Here is a 20,005-nt window from a genome sequence, read left to right as displayed (position 1 = left end):
GAAGGCCTTCCCGATTGGGAAGGCCTTTTTGCTATGGGCGTTTTTGCCCAGTGACCTCCAGATTTGCACACAGGAACCAACACAAAGCCCAGTCTCTCGACAGGGCTTTGGTGTTTTTAGCATGTTAAACCGTCAACGTTTGGTTTTTACCTGTCAAGAGAGTGCCAAATAGCCGGTTATTTCCACCATTTTCTGGCTATATCCGAGCCTTATCAGCCATTTGAGCGAGTTTACAGGCGGCTAAATCAGCCTTCTGCCGCCTGCTGGTTGCAGGGAAGTTCCATATTGACTACCCCCTCTTCCATCTGGACATCGATCTTGAAGCCAAGCCGTTTGGCGAGGTTGACCATGCCGCGATTGCTGGGCATGGTCATGCCAGATAACTGGCCAATTCCCTGCTCTTTGGCGTAACGGATGATTTTCTCCATCATCAATTTGCCGAGCCCCACCCCTTTCAAGTCCGATCGCACCAGAATGGCAAACTCGGCATCGCTGAGATCCGGCGTCGAGATGGCGCGTACCACGCCGAGGATCTGATCCTGCAGCTCGCCATCTTGCCCCACCGCCACAAAGGCCATCTCCCGGTCGTAATCGATCTGGGTCATGCGAGCCAGCTCTTCATGACCCAGCTCGCCCACATCGGCGAAGAAGCGTTTGTACCTGTCTTCATCGGAGACCTGCAGCACGAACTGCTTGTGAGCCGGTTCATCTTCCGGCCGGATCGGGCGCAGCAGGATATGGCGCTGATCTTTAAGCCAGGCACCCTCTTCCAGCTCGGTAGGATAGGGGCGGATCGCCAGTCGGTTGCTGGTCGGGATGGCGGGGTCAGCCAGTGTAAGGCTGGCATCCAGTACCACCATCTCGGCACCGCACGCTTGTAGCGGGTGCAGATCCAGCTCCTGAATCTCCGGAAAGGCGAGCAGCAGCTCGGAGAGTTGGCAGAGCACCTGACCGAGAGCATCAATATCCAGTCGCTCCGGCGTGGCCTGTTCACGGATCTTGCGGCTCTTGAGGGCTCCGATGATCTGGTAACGAGCCAGTGCCTGATTGAGCGGTGGCAAGGCAGCCACCATCTCCTGCGGTTCCGCACCCGACTCACCCAGCAGAATGACGGGGCCAAAGATGGCGTCTTGCTGGATCCGCACCCGCAGCTCCAGGCCACCGCTGCGGCGAGCCATGCGTTGCACCAGCAAGCCTTCGATGCGGGCGCCCGGATCATGTTGTTTGACCCTGTCCAGAATGGCATCTGCAGCTTGCGCCACTTCGGCCGAGGTGCGCAGATTGAGCACCACGCCGTGCACGGCAGACTTGTGCAGGATGTCGGGCGAGCGCAGCTTCACCGCCACCGGATAGCCGATCTGCTCTGCGGTCAGGGTCGCCTCAATGGCATCGGTAACGATCCAGGTTGGCAGGGTCGAGAGACCGGCGGCTTGCAAAATCGGGTGTACCAGATGGGTATCCAGCCTCAGTTGCTTGCGCTCCTGCGCCTGACGGATCAACTGCTGGCAGAGCTCGCCATTGAGTTGGTTGCCGTGCAGTGACGCCGGTGTCTCCATCAACTGCTTCTGGTTGCGGCGGTATTCCACCATGTGCATGAAGGCGGCCATGGCGCTTTCCGGTGTGCGGTAGGTCGGGAAGCCCGCCTCGGTAAAGAGTTTGCGCCCCTCCTGCGCCGAGTATTCACCCGCCCAGTTGGTGAGGATGTTGAAACGGCGCGCTCTGGGGTGCTGTTTCAGATGGGCGATAAGATGGTTGGCCAGCGGTGCGCTCGGTGCCGTGAGCGAGGGGGCGTGGATGATCAGGATGGCGTCGATGCCATCTTCCTGCAACACGCTGTCCAGCGCCTCCTGATAGGTGGTGATGGTGGCATCGCTACCGATATCGAGTGGCGGGCGAGCCAGCTTGCCGCCCCGCTCCAGCAGCACATCCACCGCCATATTAGCCAGCCCTCGGCCGTTGGAGATGATGGCGAGCCGCTCCCCCTTGAGGGTCATGGAGTGGCTGAGTGTTTCCACCGCGGCAAACAGTTCGTGGGTATCCCGTACCCGCAGCATGCCGGCACGGCGGATGGCCGCATCGTAGACATTGTCGAGACCATGGGCCGGTTCGTGGCGCCCGCTTTTCAGCACCAGGATCGGCTTGTTGCGTGAGGCTGCCCGCGCCGCCGAGAGAAAGTGGCGGGCGTCGTGCAACTTGTCCATGTAGATCAAGATGGCGCGGGTGACGCTGTCGCGGGAGAGCTGATCCAGCAGCTGGCCGAAGTCGATATCACAGTGATCGCCAAGGGAGATGAAGGCGGAAAAGCCCAGTTCATGCTGCTTGGCCCAATCCAGAATGGTGGTGCTGACGGCGGCGGATTGCGACAGAAAGGCGACCTGCCCCGGCTTGGCGGCAGTGGGGGAAAAGCTGGCGTTGATCCCCTGGCCGGGCAGCAGCATCCCCATGCTGTTGGGGCCGAGCAGGCGAATGCCATATTGCTGGCAGACCCGTTTCAGCTCCAGCCGCTCCTCGGGGGAAAAGTCGGCGGCCAGTATGATGGCTGCCCCCGCACCCTTCTGGCCGAGCGCTTCCAGCAACGGCAAGACCCGCTCCCGCTTGGTGCAGATGATGGCGAGATCTGGGGTCAGCGGCAGGCTGGCGATGTCGGGATAGGCCAGCACGCCGGCGATGGACTTGTTGCGCGGGGTGACGGGGAGGATGGGCCCTTTGAACTGGCCCGCCAGCAGGTGGCGCACGATCACGTGACCCGCCTTGAGAGGGTCGGTCGAGGCGCCGATCACGGCGATTGATTGGGGTTTGAACAGCCGATCCAGACCGCTTGCTTTCATGGGCACTCCCGACAAAAGGGGGAAGATACCAGTCTAATACGCCTTTGCTGCGGGTTCTGTGACCGGATCCTGATCACCGTTTGTTCAGGGCATTGGCACGCAGATAAAAGCGCAGTTCGCCTTGCACCCGGCGAATGGCACCCAGATGGCGTTCCTGCAGATAGATATCCTGCTCCCGATCGAGCGCCGTGCTGGGCACGCCCATGCTTTGCAGATACTCGTCAAACAGGGTTGAACCCTTGATCTCTACCAGATGCTGTTTCATGGCTCTCCTCCCTGCGCCTTGGCGTGTGTTGATGAACGCCCAGTCTGCGGTGACCTGCCGGGTTTGCCTATTGTCACTTTTGACATGAGATTTGGCACGAGAGCGCTCACACATCTTTCAGAGAGGGCGCCGTTGAGGCGCTGGCTGGAGTTATAGTATGGCGAGGAGCACGAGGCACGGATGGTGCGCAGGATGATCAGAGTCTGGTGGTGGTGCATGGCACTGTGGACGGTTGGCGCAACGGCAACCGAGCAGCCTATCCGCGCCTGGAATCTGCTGCTGGATCACCCCAACCCCGCCGTCGTCCAGTTGTTGCGTCTCTCCCTCGATCTCACCGTGCCCGAATATGGCCCCTACCAGCTGGTCTCCAGCCCGCAAATGGAGCAGGGGCGGGCGGTGAAGGAGCTGCGTAGCGGCGAGCTGGTTCAGGTCGGTGTCTTTGCCCCCGATGGTGCGCGAGAGAGGGAGTTGCTGGCAATCCACATTCCGCTGGCCAAGGGGCTGCTGGGATGGCGGGTGTGTCTGGTTCGGCAGGGGGATGAGGGACGTTTTGCCGCGATCGGGTCGTTGGCAGACTGGCATCGCGCCGGGCTCTCCATCGGTCAGCACAGATCCTGGCCAGACACCCAGTTGCTGCGGGCTAACGGCCTCAAGGTGACGGTGGGCAATCTTTATGAGGCGCTCTTCAACATGCTGCGCAAGAAGCGCTTTGACTGCTTCCTGCGCTCGGTCATCGAGGTCGAGGATGAGCTCAGGCAGCATCCCGATCTCGCCATCGAGCCCCGTCTGGTGTTTCGCTATCCGTTGGCGCTGCTCTTCTTTGTCTCACCAAAATATCCGGAGCTGGCCCAGCGCATCGAGCTTGGCCTGCTGCGGGCGCGGCAGTCTGGTGCTTTTGACCGGGTCTTTGAAGAGGGATTCGGCAGTACCATTCGGCGGCTGAAACTGGATGAGCGGGTGCGCCTCGAGCTGCACAACCCCGACTTGCCGCTGCCCAGCCGTATGATGATGGTCGATCCGGCCCTTATCTATAATCCGGTGTCAGCGCAGTGAGCCCTGATTCTGCGCGGTATCCCAGAAGGCGCGGATCAGCGGTTCCTCCAGCCGCTTCTTGAGTACCCCGATCCCCACATCAAATGGTTTGAAGGCGGGTTTGAGGTCGATGATCCGCACCTTGTCGCCGAGCGGGCTGTGGTCGATCACCGCCGCCGGCACCAGCCCCACGCCACAGCCGAGCGCCACCATGGCGACGATTCCCTCGTTACCCGCCACTTCGGCGTAGATGTTGGGCGCTATCCCCTTGTTGCGAAACCACTGATCGCTGCGTTTGCGGGCCAGCCCCTGCTCGGAGAGGATGACTGGCAACTGCTCCCAATCAGGTTCTCCCTGACGGAACCACTGGTTCAGTTGCGGGGCGTTGCGCGGCGCGATAAAGACCAGCGGCACCAGCTGAAGGCTGGCGAACTCCAACTTGGCGGGCAGGGCATCGGGGCGGGCGGCGATGGCGAGATCGGCTTCATCGGCCAGGATCTTGTCCACCGCCAGCGCCGGGTCGCCGGTCTCCAGCTTGATCTCCAGCTGGGGGTAGCGGCGGCGAAAGCGCTCCAGTACCTCGGGCAGCAGAAAGTAGCTGGCAGTGACCGAACAGAAGACCCGCAGCCGCCCCTGCAGCGGTTCATCGCTGCGTTTGAGCTCCTGCTTGAGCTGACGCCACTCCTGCAACAGGCCGCCACCAAACTCCCGCAGTTTCTCGCCGGCGGGGGTAAGCCGCACCGAGCGGTTGTCCCGCTCGAACAGGATGCAGCCTGTCTCCTGCTCCAGCCGCTGGATGGCGCGGCTCAGGGTGGAGGGGCTGACCGCCATGGCATCGGCGCTCTTGCCGAAATGAAGGGAGTCGGCGAGGTGGAGAAACAGCTCGAGATTGCGAAGATCCATCTTTCAGCTCCTGGCGCGGCTTGTGTGCCCGATATCCAGCGGTTGGCGGCTTGTTTCTGCCATCTCGCGGTACATTCAGCAGGCGATTATGAAGGGCTAGCGTTTCAGTTATTGCAACGTACTGTTTCGAATATATCAGTTCAGGCAATAAGTGTCCCGCGCTATAGTGGTTCAGACAACGCCGTTACCCGGCATGGAATCAATCGAACGGAGCAATCACCATGGCTAACTATTTCAACACCTTGAACCTGCGTCAGCAGTTGGCCCAACTGGGCAAGTGTCGTTTCATGCAGCGGGCGGAATTCGCCGACGGCTGCAACGTGCTGAAGGGCAAGAAGGTGGTGATTGTGGGCTGTGGTGCCCAGGGTCTGAACCAGGGTCTGAACATGCGCGATTCCGGGCTGGATATCTCCTACGCCCTGCGCAAGGCCGCCATCACCGAGAAGCGCGCCTCTTGGCAGAAAGCCACCGACAACGGCTTCGCGGTCGGCACCTATGAAGAGCTGATCCCGACCGCCGATCTGGTGCTGAACCTGACTCCGGACAAACAGCACTCCGACGTGGTGAAAACCGTGATGCCGCTGATGAAGCAGGGCGCCGCGCTGGGCTACTCCCACGGCTTCAACGTGGTGGAAGAGGGTCAGCAGATCCGCTCCGACATCACCGTCGTGATGGTGGCGCCCAAGTGCCCGGGTACCGAAGTGCGTGAAGAGTACAAGCGCGGTTTCGGCGTACCGACCCTGATCGCCGTTCACCCGGAAAATGACCCGAAAGGCGAAGGCATGGCCATCGCCAAGGCGTGGGCCTCTGCCACTGGCGGCGACCGTGCCGGGGTGCTGGAATCCTCCTTCGTGGCGGAAGTGAAATCCGACCTGATGGGCGAGCAGACCATCCTCTGCGGCATGCTGCAGGCCGGTTCTCTGCTCTGCTACGACAAACTGGTTGCCGAAGGCACAGACCCGGCCTACGCCGGCAAGCTGATCCAGTTCGGCTGGGAGACCATTACCGAAGCCCTGAAACAGGGTGGTATCAGCCTGATGATGGACCGCCTCTCCAATCCGGCCAAGCTGCGCGCCTTCGAGCTCTCCGAGCAGCTCAAGACCCTGATGCGCCCGCTGTTCGAGAAGCACATGGACGACATCATCGCCGGTGAGTTCTCCCGCGGCATGATGGCCGACTGGGCCGAAGATGACGTCAAACTGTTCACCTGGCGTGAAGAGACCGGCAAGTCCGCCTTCGAAAACGCCCCGGCGTTCGCTGGCAAGATTGCCGAGCAGGAGTACTTCGACAATGGCGTGGTGATGGTGGCCATGGTCAAGGCGGGTGTCGAGCTGGCGTTCGAGACCATGGTGGCTTCCGGTATCTACGAGGAGTCCGCCTACTACGAATCCCTGCACGAGTTGCCGTTGATCGCCAACACCGTTGCCCGCAAGCGCCTGTACGAGATGAACGTGGTCATCTCCGATACCGCCGAGTACGGCAACTACCTGTTCGCCAACGCTGCCGTGCCGTTGCTGCGCGAGCACTTCATGCCGACCCTGAAAGCGGGCGATCTGGGTGCCAGCAAGGCGGATGAGCAGAGCGTCGACAACCTGGCGCTGCTGGCGGCCAACGAAGCGACCCGCAACCACCCGATCGAAAAAATCGGCCAGGTACTGCGTGGCTACATGAAGGACATGAAACGCATCGCCGTTGGCGGTTAAGCCAGCATCGGGCTGGATGATGAAGGGGCGGGGATGACGATCCCCGTCGCCGGTCGGACTGGACACCCGCTCGGCCAGCCAGAAAAATCAGCCTGACAGTCATAAAAAAGCCCCGCTCATCGAGCGGGGCTTTTGCATTCAGAAAGGCCGGATAAATCAGGCTTTCCACGCTTTCCAGGTGTTGATCAGGCCGTTGGTGGAGCAGTCGTGGCTGGTGACAGCCTCGTTGTTGCCCAGCTCCGGCAGGATCTTGTTGGCCAGCTGTTTGCCCAGCTCCACGCCCCACTGGTCGAAGGAGAAGATGTTCCAGATTGCGCCCTGTACGAAGATCTTGTGTTCGTACATGGCGATCAGGGCGCCCAGGGTTTTCGGGGTCAGGCTCTTGAACAGGATGGAGTTGGTCGGGCGGTTGCCTTCGAACACCTTGAACGGCACCAGATCCTTGACCTGCTCCAGGGTTTTGCCAGCCGCCAGGAACTCGGCTTCAACCTCTTCCTTGCTCTTGCCGAAGGCCAGCGCCTCGGTCTGGGCGAAGAAGTTGGCCAGCAGTTTCGGATGGTGGTCACCGATCGGGTTGTGGCTGATGGCTGGCGCCAGGAAGTCACAGGGGATCAGCTTGGTGCCCTGATGGATCAGCTGGTAGAAGGCGTGCTGGCCGTTGGTGCCCGGCTCACCCCAGATGATGGGGCCGGTCTGGTAGTCAACCGGCTTGCCGTTGCGATCCACGTACTTGCCGTTGGATTCCATGTTGCCTTGCTGGAAGTAGGCAGGGAAGCGGTGCATGTACTGGTCGTACGGCAGAATGGCTTCGGACTCGGCACCGTAGAAGTTGTTGTACCACAGGCCGATCAGCGCCAGCAGTACCGGCACGTTCTGCTCATAGGAGGCAGTGGCGAAGTGCATGTCCATCTCGAAGGCGCCTTGCAGCAGGGCTTCGAAGTTCTCGAAACCGACGGACAGGGCGATGGGCATGCCGATGGCTGACCAGGAGGAGTAGCGGCCGCCAACCCAGTCCCAGAACTCGAACATGTTGTTGGTGTCGATACCGAACTCAGCCACGGCCTTGCCGTTGGTGGAGAGCGCGGCGAAGTGCTTGGTAACGTGGGCCTTGTCACCGGCGATGTTGATGAACCAGTCGCGGGCGGTCAGGGCGTTGGTCATGGTCTCCTGGGTAGTGAAGGTCTTGGAGGCCACCAGGAACAGGGTGGTTTCCGGATCGATCTTCTTCAGGGTCTCGGCGATGTGAGTGCCATCGACGTTGGAGACGAAGTGCATCTGCAGATGGTTTTTGTAGGGGCGCAGTGCCTCGGTGATCATCACCGGACCCAGATCAGAGCCACCGATACCGATGTTGACCACGTGCTGGATCGCTTTACCGGTGTAGCCTTTCCACTCGCCGGAGATGATTTTCTCGCAGAAGCCTTTCATCTTGGCCAGTACGGCGTTCACTTCCGGCATCACGTCCTTGCCGTCGCACTCGATGGGGCGGTCGGAGCGGTTGCGCAGGGCCACGTGCAGTACGGAGCGGCCTTCGGTCATGTTGATCTTGTCGCCATTGAACATGGCATCGATCGCGCTGCGAAGATCGGTCTCTTTGGCCAGATCAACCAGCAACTTGAGGGTTTCTTCGGTGATCAGGTTCTTCGAGTAATCAACCAGGATGTCGCCGCCGAAGGTAAGGGAAAACTTGTCAAAGCGCTTCGGGTCCTGCGCGAACAGATCCTTGAGTCGAGTCTCTTTGTTTGCTGCAAAGTGGGCTTCCAGTGCCTGCCAGGCCTGGGTTTGGGTTGGATTGATATTTTGCATAGGATTCCTGAAATGCCAAGTTGTGTTTGAACCTTGCAGGCAAGGTCCCGCCAAATCTTATTATCCGAGCATTATAGCGAGCCGATCGGGCGGCCCGTGTAACAGATTTTTACCGATTGTCTTTTACTGCAATGGGTCACTGCCGGGAGCATACAACCAGAACATTGGGATTATGTGTCACGAAAGCAAGGCGGATCTTGCGCTTGCTCATGATTGGGGCCACCCCGATAGCCTGAAATTGTTTTCATCCGGTTGGCGTGGTTATGCACCGACATGGCCATGGGCTGGGGCCAGAAACGACAATGCCAGCCCGAAGGCTGGCATTGTCTGTTGCAGCAGAACCGCGATCACGCCTGCGGTTTTTGCATGTGCATCACCATCTGCGGGAAGGGAATTTCGATGCCTTCGGCATCAAAGGTCAGTTTCACCTTCTCGTGGAAGTCGAACCAGACACCCCAGTAGTCAGCGGTTTTCACCCAGGGGCGCACCACGATATTGACCGAGGAGTCGGCCAGCGCGGCAACGGCGATGGTAGCGGCCGGATCTTTCAGGATGCGCGGCTCTTCGCTTACCAGACGCTCGAGGATCTGTTTGGCCTTGCGCAGGTCAGAGCCGTAGCCGATGCCAAAGGTCATATCGACGCGGCGGGTATCCATGCGCGAGTAGTTGACGATGGTGCCGTTGAGGATGGCGGAGTTCGGGACTACCACCATCTTGTTGTCACCTGAGGTGAGGGTAGTGGTAAAGAGCTGAACGGACTGCACGACACCCGCGGTGCCCGCCACTTCGATAAACTCGCCCGCCTTGATGGGACGGAAGATGATCAGCAGGAAGCCGGCAGCGAAGTTGGAGAGCGAGCCTTGCAGCGCCAGACCGATGGCCAGACCGGCGGCACCGATAATGGCGACGAAGGAGGCGGTCTGCACGCCGACACGGCCCAGCGCGGCGATCACCACGAACACCAGAATGGCGTATTTGAGGATGCTGCCGACGAAGTGGGTGACTGTGGTGTCCAGCTTGCGGGCCTGCATCACCTTGACCACGCCACCGCTGATGAGGTTGGCGGCGATATAGCCGACCAGCAGGGTCAGCAGGGCGGCGGCGATATTGACGCCGTATTCGATCAGCAGTCCCTGATTATTGACCAGCCAGGTCTGCGCTTCGGTAATGATTTCGGGTTCCATAGGATGTCCTGTCAGGTTCTAAAAGGTTTATGGTGGATAAATCTAACACCGCAGCGCGACAGTACGGGTCGCATCTGGTACTTCTTTTCTGCCATAAAAACCTGACACAAAAAAGAAGGGAGGCTAAAGCCTCCCTTCTTTTTGCTGAATGATGCGAAAAAACCATCAGCTCTGCAGCAGTTGGCTGCGGATAAATTGCCACTGATCTTCAAAACCGGCGGTCGGCTTGAGCTTGAACTCGGAGCGCACGAACTGGCTGATACGGCCTTCGGTGTAGGCCAGCAGCAGATTGGCCAGCATGGTCTCGTCGAGCTGGAAGCCTTGCCCCTCGCGCAGCCGCTTCTCGCGCAGCACCTGTTTGATCTGGGTCTCCAGCTTGTCGAACAGGATGCTGATGCGATCCCGCAGCCGATCGTGCTCACCCAGCAGGGCGTCGCCATTGAGGATGCGGGTGATGCCGGGATTGCGCTCGGCGAACACCAGCAGCAGCTGCAGGATGTGGTGGCAGCGCGCCATGGTGTCCTTCTCTTCCGCCATGATCAGATTGACCCGTGACAGCAGGGAATCCTCGATAAAGTCGATCAGCCCCTCGAACATCCGCGCCTTGCTGGGAAAATGTCGATAGAGGGCTGCTTCAGAGACGCCGACCTCGGCCGCCAGACGGGCCGTGGTGATGCGCTGACCCGGACTGGTTTCCAGCATATGGGCGAGCGCCTGCAGGATCTGATCGCGCCGACTCTGTTTCTGATTACTGCTTGCCATGGATTCCCCTAAAAAAAACAATGGCTTGATTCTATTATTAAGCACCGCCCATCGGGCTGGTGTGGTCTGTTATTGGCGACCAGAAGAACCAAAACCGCCTTCACCCCGTTCGCTCTGATTGAACTCATCGACCAGTTGGAAGCTGGCCTGAACTACCGGCATGATCACCAGCTGGGCGATGCGCTCGCCGGGTTGCATGGTGAACTCATCCTTGCCGCGGTTCCAGACCGAAACCATCAGCTGACCCTGATAATCGGAATCGATGAGACCGACCAGGTTGCCCAGCACGATGCCGTGCTTATGGCCGAGGCCGGAGCGGGGCAGGATGGTGGCACACAGACCCGGATCCTGGATGTGAATGGCCAGACCGGTCGGCACCAGGGTGGTATCACCCGGAGCCAGAGTCAGCGGCGCATCCAGCAGTGCGCGCAGATCCATGCCGGCAGAGCCCGGTGTGGCGTAGGCGGGCAGCGGGTACTCGGTACCGATACGGGCATCCAGAATCTTCAGTTCAATTTGTGTAGTCATGAATCGCTTTTTCAGTTGGATCTTGTATTGGCGCCCCTCTTGGCAAGGCGGGGCGCCGTGAGTCTTGTTCTTTCGGGACGCTCAGTGCCGGTAGTGGCGCGCAATCAGGGCGATCAGGTGACGGGCCAGCGTCAGCTTGTCGGCCAGCGGCAGCGGGGCCTGGCCCCCTTGCCAGAACACGGTCAGGGCGTTGTCATCGGCGTTGAAGCCTTGCCCCTCGCGGGACACATCGTTGGCGGCGATCATGTCCAGCCGCTTACGCTGCAACTTGTCGAGGGCGTATTGTTCCACATCCACGGTTTCGGCGGCAAATCCGACGGTGAAGGGTTTGTCTGAAAGGGCACCGACGGCCGCGATGATGTCGGGATTTTTCACCAGCTTCACCACCATCTGGTTGTTGTCGCCGGTCTTCTTGATCTTCTGGCTGGCCACCTGCTCAGGACGATAGTCGGCTACCGCCGCGCAGCCGATGAAGAGGTCGCACTCGCCGACCCGGCTCATCACCGCCTGATGCATCTGCTCGGCGCTCTCGACATCGACGCGGGTAACACCTGCTGGCGTAGCCAGCGTCACCGGGCCGCTCACCAGCGTCACCTCGGCGCCTGCTTCACGGGCGGCGCGAGCGATGGCGTAGCCCATCTTGCCGGAGCTGTGGTTGCTGATGTAGCGCACCGGATCCAGCGCCTCGCGGGTTGGCCCTGCGGTCAGCAGCAGTTTGACGCCTGCCAGCAAGGGCTCGGCGGCCAGTTGCTGACAGCAGCGATCCACCAGTTCGAGGGGGTCCAGCATCCGCCCCGGGCCCACATCGCCACAGGCCTGGCTGCCGGCATCCGGCCCCCACAGCAGAATACCGCGGCTGGCCAGGGTCTTGAGGTTGGCCTGGGTCGCGGCGTTGAGATACATCTGCTGGTTCATGGCGGGCGCCAGCGCGATGGGCGCCGGCGTGGCCAGACAGAGGGTGGTCAGCAGTTCGTCGGCCATGCCTGCAGCCATCCGCGCCATCAGGTTGGCGCTGGCGGGGGCGATCAGTACCAGATCGGCCCACTTGGCCAGCTCGATATGGCCCATGCCCGCTTCGGCAGAGGGGTCCAGCAGGCTGTAGGCCACCGGATGACCGGAGACCGCCTGCAGGGTCAGCGGGGTGATGAACTCCTTGGCGGAGCGGGTCATAACCACCCGCACTTCGGCGCCCTGATCTTTCAGGCGGCGTACCAGCTCGGCACTCTTGTAGGCGGCGATCCCGCCACTGACACCCAACAGGATGCGTTTATTGGCCAATCTCATCTGCTGTTTCTCTATCCGGCTCATTCTGACTGGTCGGCTAAGATACCACAGGCAATGGATGACGACAGGGGTTGGCATCAAGGGGTGTGGTCGGGCGCGCGCAATTTTTTGCTATGTTTTTTCTCAACAGGGATGAGGGAGAGACAAATGAGCATCAAAGAGTGGCCGGAAGATGAACGCCCCAGAGAGAAGTTGCTGCGTCAGGGGCCTGCGGCGCTCTCCGATGCCGAGCTGCTCGCCATCTTTCTGCGCACTGGCGTCAATGGCCTGAGTGCAGTGGATCTTTCACGCAACCTGTTGAATCAATTCGGCTCTTTGCGCAGCTTGCTGGGGGCGGATCAACGGGCATTCTGCGAGGCGCACGGCCTTGGTCCGGCCAAATATGCCCAGTTGCAGGCGGTGCTGGAGATGGCCAGACGCCATCTGGCCGAGCAGCTGCAACGGGGTGATGCCCTCACCTCGCCCCAGCTGACCCGCGACTATCTGCAGGCCCAGCTGCGGGATCGGCCGCGTGAGGTGTTTGCCCTGCTGTTGCTCGACAATCAGCACAGAGTCATTCAATTTGTTGAGCTTTTTTTCGGCACCATCGACTCGGCGAGCGTCTGGCCAAGAGAAATCGTGCAGATCGCGCTCAAACATAATGCAGCCGCGGTGATTCTGGCGCATAATCACCCGTCCGGCGTCGCCGAGCCCAGTAGGGCCGACCGCCAGATCACGGATCGGATCACGGCCGCTTTGGCCCTGATCGATATCAGAGTGCTGGATCACTTGGTGATCGGTGATGGCATCACGGTTTCTTTTGCCGAGCGCGGTTGGCTATAACTGTGCTCTGGCACCGTATTAGTTGATCTTTGATCACGGATGCTGTATAAAATGCCGCCTTCTGTTTGCCCCGCAATCGAAGGCCAGCGGGGCAGATATTTGCTCGAGCAATGAAGTAAGATTTGGAGAGACTGACATGTCTAGAGTATGCCAAGTAACCGGCAAGCGCCCGGCAGTTGGTAACAACCGTTCGCACGCTAACAACGCCACCAAGCGTCGTTTCCTGCCGAACCTGCACACTCACCGTTTCTGGGTTGAGAGTGAAAAACGCTTCGTAAGCCTGCGCGTATCCGCAAAAGGCATGCGTATCATCGACAAGCGTGGCGTTGAAGTGGTTCTGGCTGAACTGCGCGCCAGCGGTGTTAAGGTATAAGGAATTAGATCATGGCTAAAGGTATTCGCGAGAAAATTCGCCTGAACTCCAGCGCCGGTACTGGTCACTTCTATACCACTACCAAAAACAAGCGCACCATGCCCGAAAAAATGGAGATCAAAAAGTTTGATCCCGTTGTTCGTCAGCATGTGATCTACAAGGAAGGCAAAATCAAGTAATTACTTGATGCTGCATTCCCAAAAACCCGGCTTCGTGCCGGGTTTTTTTATGCGCCGAATTCAGTACACTGCCGGTTCAAAGGGAGGCTTGCCATGTTCAAATTGAGCCGCAAAGGCTGGAATAACGTGATCATTGTGGTGGTGCTGATCGTGATCACCCTGTTGCATCGTATGGAGACTGCCCAGCAGGAGAACAGCGCCAAGCGCGCTCGCCCCTTGCTGCCGGATGCGGCCGTGGTGCTCACCTGGCAGGGGCCGAGCTGGCAGATTGAGCGGATTGGTCAGGGCTGGCGCAGCGTGCCGGATCTGGGGCTCGACACGGCTCAGCTGGATGCCCGTCTGGCACGCTGGCAAGGCTGGTTGCTGCCCTCCGGCGAGGTGGTGCGCGGTACCCCGGTGACCATCAAGGTGTGGATTGCCGGCCAGAACGATCCGATCGAGATCGGCCTCTATCAGAACAGCGGCCAATATGGCGCTCAGCTGCCCTCCGGTCTCTGGCTCGCCCTCACTGCCGAGCAGTATCGCGATCTGCTGCGTCCTGCTCCCTGAGTTTCTTTTCCTTGCGAGGTGCCCATGCCCGAATTGCCAGAAGTTGAAGTCAGTCGTCAGGGGATCTCCCCCTGGCTCACCGGTATCAAGGTGACACGCGTGGTGGTGCGGGATGGCCGCCTGCGCTGGCCGATCCCCGGTGAGATTCAGGAGCTGGAGGACCTCACCATCCATCGGGTGCATCGCCGTGCCAAATACCTGCTGCTGGAGACCGATTTCGGCACCGCCATCCTTCATCTGGGGATGTCCGGCAGCCTGCGGGTGCTGGATATCGGCACGCCAGCCGAGAAGCACGACCACGTGGATATCGAGCTGGAGAATGGCAAGCTGCTGCGGCTCAACGATCCGCGCCGCTTTGGCGCCCTGCTTTGGACCCGGGAACCGGCCGAAGCCCATGCGCTGCTCGCCAAGCTGGGGCCCGAGCCGCTCACCGATGCCTTCAGTGCTGATTACCTGCGTGAGCGCGCCAAGGGACGCAGCACCGCCATCAAACAGTTCCTGATGGACAATCAGGTGGTGGTCGGGGTGGGCAACATCTACGCAAACGAGGCGCTCTATGCCGCCGGCATTCACCCCAAACGGGCGGTGGGCAATATCAGCGCCGAGCGGCTGGGAACCCTGGTGGCCGAGATCAAGCGGGTGTTGGCCGAGGCAATTCGCCAGGGCGGCACTACTCTGAAGGATTTCACCAGTGCCGATGGCAAGCCGGGCTATTTCGTGCAGCAGTTGCAGGTTTATGGCCGTGGCGGTCAGCCCTGTTTCCACTGTCACACCCTGCTGACCGAGACAAGAATGGGCCAGCGCACCACGGTTTTTTGCAGTCATTGCCAGCGCTGAGCGCACTTTTTGCCCCGATCCGGGGGAAGTTGTAACAGCGTATTTCCACTCTGTTGAAGATTTGCACAGCTGTCACTAGTATCCCGACCGTTCAGGCGGTTTGAGAATATAAAAATGACAGTTAAATCAATAGACTGGGAATATTTATCCCGGCAGGAGCGCTATTGCGCAAAATCCATGGCCCGCTTCCTCTACCCCGAGGGATGTGACCGGAAAACCTTCAATCGCGGCAAGTTCGTGCTGCGCAGCCTGCTCTATCGCAAGTCGCTGAGCCGGGTCTTCAGCCTGTTTCAGTGCGACTCGCTCAAGGCGCTGCCAGCGGTCTATCCCGAGCTGCTCGACAAGCCGATGCGCCCCTATCGCTTCGCCTGTGCCAGCGCCCGTGAGCGGGCCGAGATGCTGGAAAATCACTACCGTTTGCTGCTGGAGTGCTACCCGCAGCTGATCGACCCCCTCTATCTGGGCGAGGGGCTCGAACTTGGGCACTATCCCCAGAGCGGCTGCCGCATTCTGATGCGCCACGATGGCACCTTCCGCCGCGAGGCCGAGCTGGCGCTCTCCATCGTCAACGGCGAGGGGCAGCGCCTCTACAGCTGCGCCTTTTCGCTGGCGGGTAGCGTGGATCGTTTGATTCTGATGATCGGCTCCATGCAGGGGCCGGAGCCTGCGGTCGACAATGCCCAGGATCGGGTGCGCGAGCTGACCAAAGAGGGGCACGGCCTGCGGCCCAAATCCCTGCTGGTGCAGCTGGTGTTGCAACTGGCGCAGGCCATGGGGGCGGCAGAGGTGCTGGCGGTGCGCAAGCGGGCCCACGTGTTTCAGGCCAAGCGCTACAGCAGCAAGCAGAAAGCCAATTTGCAGGCCGATTATGACGAGCTGTGGCAGGAGTTCGACGCCCGGGATGTGGATGCCAACTTCGTCGCTCTGCAAGCCCAGCCGCGCAAGCCGCTGGAGGAGATCGCCTCCAAGAAGCGGGCCATGTATCGGCGCCGCTACGAGTGGCTCGATCTGCTGGTGCAGGAGATGAATGAGCGGTTTGCCCGTCAGTAACCGGCAAGCAGGCTGACCTCTCTATAACGAGACAGATACAACAAGGGCTACCCGTAGGTAGCCCTTGTTCGTAGTTGCCGTTGGGAATGGCGAGTATGGAAGGGGATCACCCTTTCTGTTTGGCTGCGATGGCCTGGGCCACCACGGGATCGACAAACTGACGAATGTCGCCACCGTGCAGCGCCACCTCTTTCACCAGAGTGGAGGAGATAAAGGAGTTCTCCTCCGCCGGGGTGAGGAAGACGCTTTCCAGCTCAGGCATCAGGCGGCGGTTCATGTTGGCCAGCTGGAACTCGTACTCGAAGTCGGAGACGGCGCGCAGGCCGCGGATAAGCACGTTGGCCTGATGCTCTTTGGCGAAATCGACCAGCAGGCCGGAGAAGCCCACCACCTTGACGTTGGGAAGCGTGCTGGTCACTTGCTGGACAAGCTGGACACGTTCTGCCAGATCGAACAGCGGGCGCTTGCTCGGGCTGTTGGCGACCCCGACCAGCACCTCGTCAAACAGCTTGGCGGCGCGGCCGATCAGATCGGCGTGGCCATTGGTAACGGGATCAAAAGTCCCGGGATAAATTACCCTGGTAGTCATCTTTGCGGTCCTGCAACCTGGAAATTTGGTCGCATTATAAGGTCGTCGCTTGAGAATAGCAGTGCATCAGGCAAGAATACGCCATCGCGCATCAAGCCTCCTTGCATTGGTGACAGGGAGCAAAGGGATTTTTTATGAAACGTATTCTGGTCGTTCGCAATGACAAGATTGGTGACTTCATGCTGGCGTGGCCGAGCTTCGCCATGCTCAAAGGCTCCATGGAGTGTCATGTGACTGCCCTGGTTCCGGCCTACACGGCGCCGCTGGCCCGGCTCTGCCCCTGGATTGACGAGGTGATCATCGATCCGGGCGTGCGTGCCGACAAGGAGCAACAGCGAGCGCTGCTGGCGCGGATCAAGGCGGCGGCGTTCGACGCGTCCATATGCCTCTTCTCCAACTCCCGCAACGCCATGCTGGTGTGGAAGGCACACATCCCTTACCGGCTGGCCCCGGCGACCAAGCTGGCGCAGGTGCTCTACAACCAGCGACTGGTACAGCGCCGCTCCCGCTCCCAAAAGCCGGAGTCCGAGTACAACCTGGAGCTGATCCGCCGCTTTCTGGCCGATCAGCAGGTGGCCGTGGTGGAGCCCAAAACTCCCTTCCTGCGGTTCGATGAGGAGACTCTGCTACAGGTGCGCGAGCAGCTGGCGCTCAAGCTCAAGCTCGATACCAGCCGCCCCTGGCTGATGGTACATGCCGGTAGCGGTGGGTCTGCCAACAACCTCTCCATCGAGCAGTATGCCCGCATCATTATCAAGCTAAACCAAGCCTGCCCCGAACTGCAGTGTGTGCTGACCGCCGGCCCGGGCGAGGAGAAGATGGCCGAACAGCTGGCGGCCGAGTTGCTGGCCCACGGTGGCAACGGCTGGATCTACCGCTCCAGCGATGGTCTGCCGATGTTCTGTCAGGTGCTGGCCAACGCCGCCCTGTTTATCGCTGGCAGTACCGGCCCGCTCCATATCGCCGGTGCGCTCGATGTGCCGACCATTGGCTTCTTCCCGATGCGCCGCTCCGCTACTCCGCTGCGCTGGAAGCCCCTCAACAGCGAAGGGCGTCACCTCGCCTTCAGCCCGCCGGAGGATAGCGACCATCCTGAGGATATGAGCCAGCTCGATCCCAAGACCATGGTGCCGGTGATGGCCCGCTGGGCGGCGCCTTTCTGGCGCAAATAACGTATGCAGCAATGCAAACAGGGCCCCGTGAGGCCCTGTTTCGTATGACGGTTATTCCGGCTGCTGCGGCTGCTGGCGCACCCAGAGGTCGGCGTATTTGACGAAGGTGGAGTGGGCGGAGAGGATCGCCAGCAGCAGCCCCTGCTTGCCATCGAGGAAACCCGCTTTGAGCAGGTACATCTTGAGGAAGCAGCCAACAGCATGGATCAGCCCCTGACTGAGAGAGCCCTTCTTGCCGCGAGCGGTGCGCTGATCGGCCCAGGCGCGGGCATAACCGGCAGATTTAACCAGATAGTGCTCCAGATCCCGATAGGTGAAGTGGAGCAGGTCACCATGAATATTGACGATCTTCATGTTGGCCCGCACTTCTACCTTTTCGTGCACCAGCGCCTCGTTGTAGCTGGTGAGTGCCTTGGGATAGAGGCGCAGCACCCGATCCGGATACCAGCCGCTGTGGCGGATAAAGCGGCCAAAGACCCAGGAGAGGCGCGGCAGCGAGTAGATGGTGTCGCTGGCCGGATTGGCCATCACGTTGGCGATGGCGGTTTTCAGCTCGGGGGTGAGCCGCTCGTCGGCATCCAGCCACAACACCCAGTCGGACTGTACATGAGACTGGGCCAGCCGGCGCTGTTTGCCAAAGCCGGGCCACTTGGCGTTGACGAAGAAACGGGCCCCAAATTCGGCGGCGATGGCCGGGGTCTCGTCCTGACTGCCGGAGTCCAGAATGACGATCTCGTCCACCAGTCCGTCGAGGGAGGCGAGGCACTTGCGCAGGTTGTCGGCTTCATTCTTGACGATCAGAACGGCAGCCAGAGTCGGTTTTTTCACGAATGTGGGCTCACGGTTATTGCCCGGCTGGCGGGTCGAATGCGTATTGATGGGCCATTCTAACGGAAAAACGGGTCAAAGAGAGAGCCGCCATTGCCCGTTTCTATCAGCTGTTTGCCTGTCTCGTCTCGTCCGGTTGGAAGCGGGGCACTGCTGGAAAAATGGGGTGACGGCAGCGTTTGCCAAGGATCTTCTGTTATTTATCCAGCCATTCTTGGGGCATAATCTCGCCCAGTGATGATTAACCGCCGGGCCAGACCCGAGAGAAGACGCGTGATGAAAATATTGGTGATCGGCCCCTCCTGGGTCGGCGATATGGTGATGTCCCAGAGCCTCTACAAGGCGATCAAGGCCAATCATCCGGAGTGCGAACTGCACGTGATGGCCCCCGCCTGGTGCTGCGCCCTGCTGGAGCGGATGCCGGAGGTGGACAAGGCGATCACAATGCCCCTTGGCCACGGTGACTTCAAGCTGGTGGCGCGCCGTCGCCTCGGCAAGCAGCTGGCGGCCGAGAAGTACGATCAGGCCATCGTCCAGCCCAACTCCATGAAATCGGCGCTGATCCCCTGGTTTGCCCGCATTCCGGTCCGTACCGGCTGGAAGGGGGAGAGCCGCTACGGTCTGCTTAACGACCTGCGCAGCAACAAGTCTGCCTTCCCGCTGATGGTGGAGGGCTATCTGGCGCTCGCCTATCCCAAGGCGCAGATGAAGAGCCGGGCCGATATTCCGACCATTCCGCATCCGGCGCTCCACGTCGATCTGATCAACCAGAGCAAGGCGCTGGAGCGGCTGGGGCTTGATCGCGCCCGCCCGGTGCTGGTGCTCTGTCCCGGCGCCGAGTTCGGCCCGGCCAAGCGCTGGCCTGAAGGGCACTACGCCGTGGTGGCCCAGCAGCATCTGGACGAGGGGTGGCAGGTGTGGATCTTCGGCTCCAACAAGGATGTGCCGGTCGCCAATACCATCCGGGATCGGGTCAACCTGCTGACTCGCCCCAACTGCCACGTGCTGGCGGGCAAGACCAGCCTGCACGAGGCGATCGATCTGATGGCGCTGGCCAGCCGGGTCATCTCCAACGACTCCGGCCTGATGCACATCGCCGCCGCCCTCAACCGGCCGCTGGTGGGTGTCTATGGCTCCACTTCGCCGCTCTACACCCCGCCGCTGGCGGATCGGGTCGAGATCGTTCACACCGACATCGAGTGTCGCCCCTGCTTCAAGCGCACCTGCAAGTTCGGCCATCTCAAGTGTTTGATCGACCTGGCGCCGGAGCAGGTGGTCGATGCCTGCAAGAAGCTGGAGCAGAGTCAGTAA

20 protein-coding genes are annotated in these 20,005 nt (G+C 60.4%); 10 read left to right on the top strand and 10 right to left on the bottom strand.

What is annotated here, in order from left to right:
- Window positions 1-245: 245 nt before the first annotated feature.
- Window positions 246-2,828: a bifunctional acetate--CoA ligase family protein/GNAT family N-acetyltransferase gene (locus AACT07_RS19335; protein ID WP_069529587.1), complete on the bottom strand. Its 2,583-nt coding sequence runs from the start codon at window positions 2,826-2,828 to the stop codon at window positions 246-248.
- A 73-nt stretch (window positions 2,829-2,901) separates the two neighbouring features.
- A complete protein-coding gene (locus AACT07_RS19330; RefSeq protein ID WP_005339486.1) occupies window positions 2,902-3,093 on the bottom strand; it encodes a hypothetical protein in 192 nt (63 codons plus the stop codon).
- A 192-nt stretch (window positions 3,094-3,285) separates the two neighbouring features.
- Here AACT07_RS19330 and AACT07_RS19325 point away from each other — a divergent pair, with 192 nt between their 5' ends.
- Window positions 3,286-4,146 carry an ABC transporter substrate-binding protein gene (locus AACT07_RS19325; RefSeq protein ID WP_069529585.1) on the top strand — a complete coding sequence of 287 codons (861 nt, stop codon included), beginning with the start codon at window positions 3,286-3,288 and terminating at the stop codon, window positions 4,144-4,146.
- Here the strand turns inward: AACT07_RS19325 and ilvY are convergent.
- A complete protein-coding gene (gene ilvY, locus AACT07_RS19320; protein WP_005342097.1) occupies window positions 4,135-5,028 on the bottom strand; it encodes an HTH-type transcriptional activator IlvY in 894 nt (297 codons plus the stop codon). The two genes, AACT07_RS19325 and ilvY, sit on opposite strands and share 12 nt — an antisense overlap.
- Before the next feature lie 221 nt (window positions 5,029-5,249).
- Here ilvY and ilvC point away from each other — a divergent pair, with 221 nt between their 5' ends.
- On the top strand, window positions 5,250-6,731 hold the full coding sequence (gene ilvC, locus AACT07_RS19315) for a ketol-acid reductoisomerase (RefSeq protein ID WP_069529583.1): 1,482 nt from the start codon (window positions 5,250-5,252) through the stop codon (window positions 6,729-6,731).
- A gap of 156 nt (window positions 6,732-6,887) precedes the next feature.
- On the opposite strand, the gene pgi is transcribed toward ilvC, so the two are convergent.
- The 5 genes from pgi to coaBC form a co-directional block, all read right to left on the bottom strand.
- A complete protein-coding gene (gene pgi / locus AACT07_RS19310; protein ID WP_069529582.1) occupies window positions 6,888-8,537 on the bottom strand; it encodes a glucose-6-phosphate isomerase in 1,650 nt (549 codons plus the stop codon).
- A 347-nt stretch (window positions 8,538-8,884) separates the two neighbouring features.
- Window positions 8,885-9,721: a mechanosensitive ion channel domain-containing protein gene (locus AACT07_RS19305; protein ID WP_005339493.1), complete on the bottom strand. Its 837-nt coding sequence runs from the start codon at window positions 9,719-9,721 to the stop codon at window positions 8,885-8,887.
- Between the two features lie 165 nt (window positions 9,722-9,886).
- Entirely contained in the window at window positions 9,887-10,483 is a 597-nt protein-coding gene (slmA, locus tag AACT07_RS19300; protein WP_005339495.1) for a nucleoid occlusion factor SlmA, read from the bottom strand.
- Between the two features lie 69 nt (window positions 10,484-10,552).
- The gene (gene dut, locus AACT07_RS19295) at window positions 10,553-11,011 is read right to left on the bottom strand and encodes a dUTP diphosphatase (protein ID WP_005339498.1); all 459 of its coding nucleotides are present in this window, start codon (window positions 11,009-11,011) and stop codon (window positions 10,553-10,555) included.
- A gap of 81 nt (window positions 11,012-11,092) precedes the next feature.
- Window positions 11,093-12,295: a bifunctional phosphopantothenoylcysteine decarboxylase/phosphopantothenate--cysteine ligase CoaBC gene (gene coaBC, locus AACT07_RS19290; protein ID WP_069529580.1), complete on the bottom strand. Its 1,203-nt coding sequence runs from the start codon at window positions 12,293-12,295 to the stop codon at window positions 11,093-11,095.
- A 147-nt stretch (window positions 12,296-12,442) separates the two neighbouring features.
- Between coaBC and radC the strand changes: the two genes are divergently transcribed.
- The 6 genes from radC (at window position 12,443) to AACT07_RS19260 (ending at window position 16,105) form a co-directional block, all read left to right on the top strand.
- On the top strand, window positions 12,443-13,117 hold the full coding sequence (radC, locus tag AACT07_RS19285) for a RadC family protein (RefSeq protein ID WP_005339502.1): 675 nt from the start codon (window positions 12,443-12,445) through the stop codon (window positions 13,115-13,117).
- A gap of 136 nt (window positions 13,118-13,253) precedes the next feature.
- Window positions 13,254-13,490: a 50S ribosomal protein L28 gene (rpmB, locus tag AACT07_RS19280; RefSeq protein WP_005307492.1), complete on the top strand. Its 237-nt coding sequence runs from the start codon at window positions 13,254-13,256 to the stop codon at window positions 13,488-13,490.
- A gap of 11 nt (window positions 13,491-13,501) precedes the next feature.
- On the top strand, window positions 13,502-13,669 hold the full coding sequence (rpmG, locus tag AACT07_RS19275) for a 50S ribosomal protein L33 (RefSeq protein ID WP_005307500.1): 168 nt from the start codon (window positions 13,502-13,504) through the stop codon (window positions 13,667-13,669).
- 93 nt (window positions 13,670-13,762) lie between these two features.
- Entirely contained in the window at window positions 13,763-14,218 is a 456-nt protein-coding gene (locus tag AACT07_RS19270) for a hypothetical protein (RefSeq protein WP_069529579.1), read from the top strand.
- A gap of 24 nt (window positions 14,219-14,242) precedes the next feature.
- Window positions 14,243-15,055, top strand: coding sequence for a bifunctional DNA-formamidopyrimidine glycosylase/DNA-(apurinic or apyrimidinic site) lyase (gene mutM, locus AACT07_RS19265; protein ID WP_069529577.1), 813 nt, complete (start codon window positions 14,243-14,245; stop codon window positions 15,053-15,055).
- 177 nt (window positions 15,056-15,232) lie between these two features.
- Complete coding sequence (locus AACT07_RS19260; RefSeq protein ID WP_069529575.1) at window positions 15,233-16,105, top strand: VirK/YbjX family protein; 873 nt, start codon at window positions 15,233-15,235, stop codon at window positions 16,103-16,105.
- A gap of 106 nt (window positions 16,106-16,211) precedes the next feature.
- Here the strand turns inward: AACT07_RS19260 and coaD are convergent, their stop codons facing one another.
- A complete protein-coding gene (coaD, locus tag AACT07_RS19255) occupies window positions 16,212-16,694 on the bottom strand; it encodes a pantetheine-phosphate adenylyltransferase (protein WP_069529573.1) in 483 nt (160 codons plus the stop codon).
- A 134-nt stretch (window positions 16,695-16,828) separates the two neighbouring features.
- Between coaD and AACT07_RS19250 the strand changes: the two genes are divergently transcribed.
- Window positions 16,829-17,866, top strand: a complete 1,038-nt coding sequence (locus tag AACT07_RS19250) for a glycosyltransferase family 9 protein (RefSeq protein ID WP_069529572.1) — start codon at window positions 16,829-16,831, stop codon at window positions 17,864-17,866.
- Between the two features lie 51 nt (window positions 17,867-17,917).
- Here the strand turns inward: AACT07_RS19250 and AACT07_RS19245 are convergent, their stop codons facing one another.
- Complete coding sequence (locus AACT07_RS19245) at window positions 17,918-18,694, bottom strand: glycosyltransferase family 2 protein (protein ID WP_033136376.1); 777 nt, start codon at window positions 18,692-18,694, stop codon at window positions 17,918-17,920.
- 276 nt (window positions 18,695-18,970) lie between these two features.
- On the opposite strand from AACT07_RS19245, the gene waaF reads away from it, so the two are divergent.
- Window positions 18,971-20,005 carry a lipopolysaccharide heptosyltransferase II gene (gene waaF / locus AACT07_RS19240; protein ID WP_005339516.1) on the top strand — a complete coding sequence of 345 codons (1,035 nt, stop codon included), beginning with the start codon at window positions 18,971-18,973 and terminating at the stop codon, window positions 20,003-20,005.

The sequence above is a fragment of the Aeromonas sp. ANP5 genome (assembly GCF_963870295.1).
In the GTDB taxonomy this organism is placed as follows: Bacteria; Pseudomonadota; Gammaproteobacteria; order Enterobacterales; family Aeromonadaceae; genus Aeromonas; species Aeromonas veronii.
Note: the sequence above shows the minus strand (reverse complement) of the source record. Positions and strands in the feature narration are given on the sequence as shown.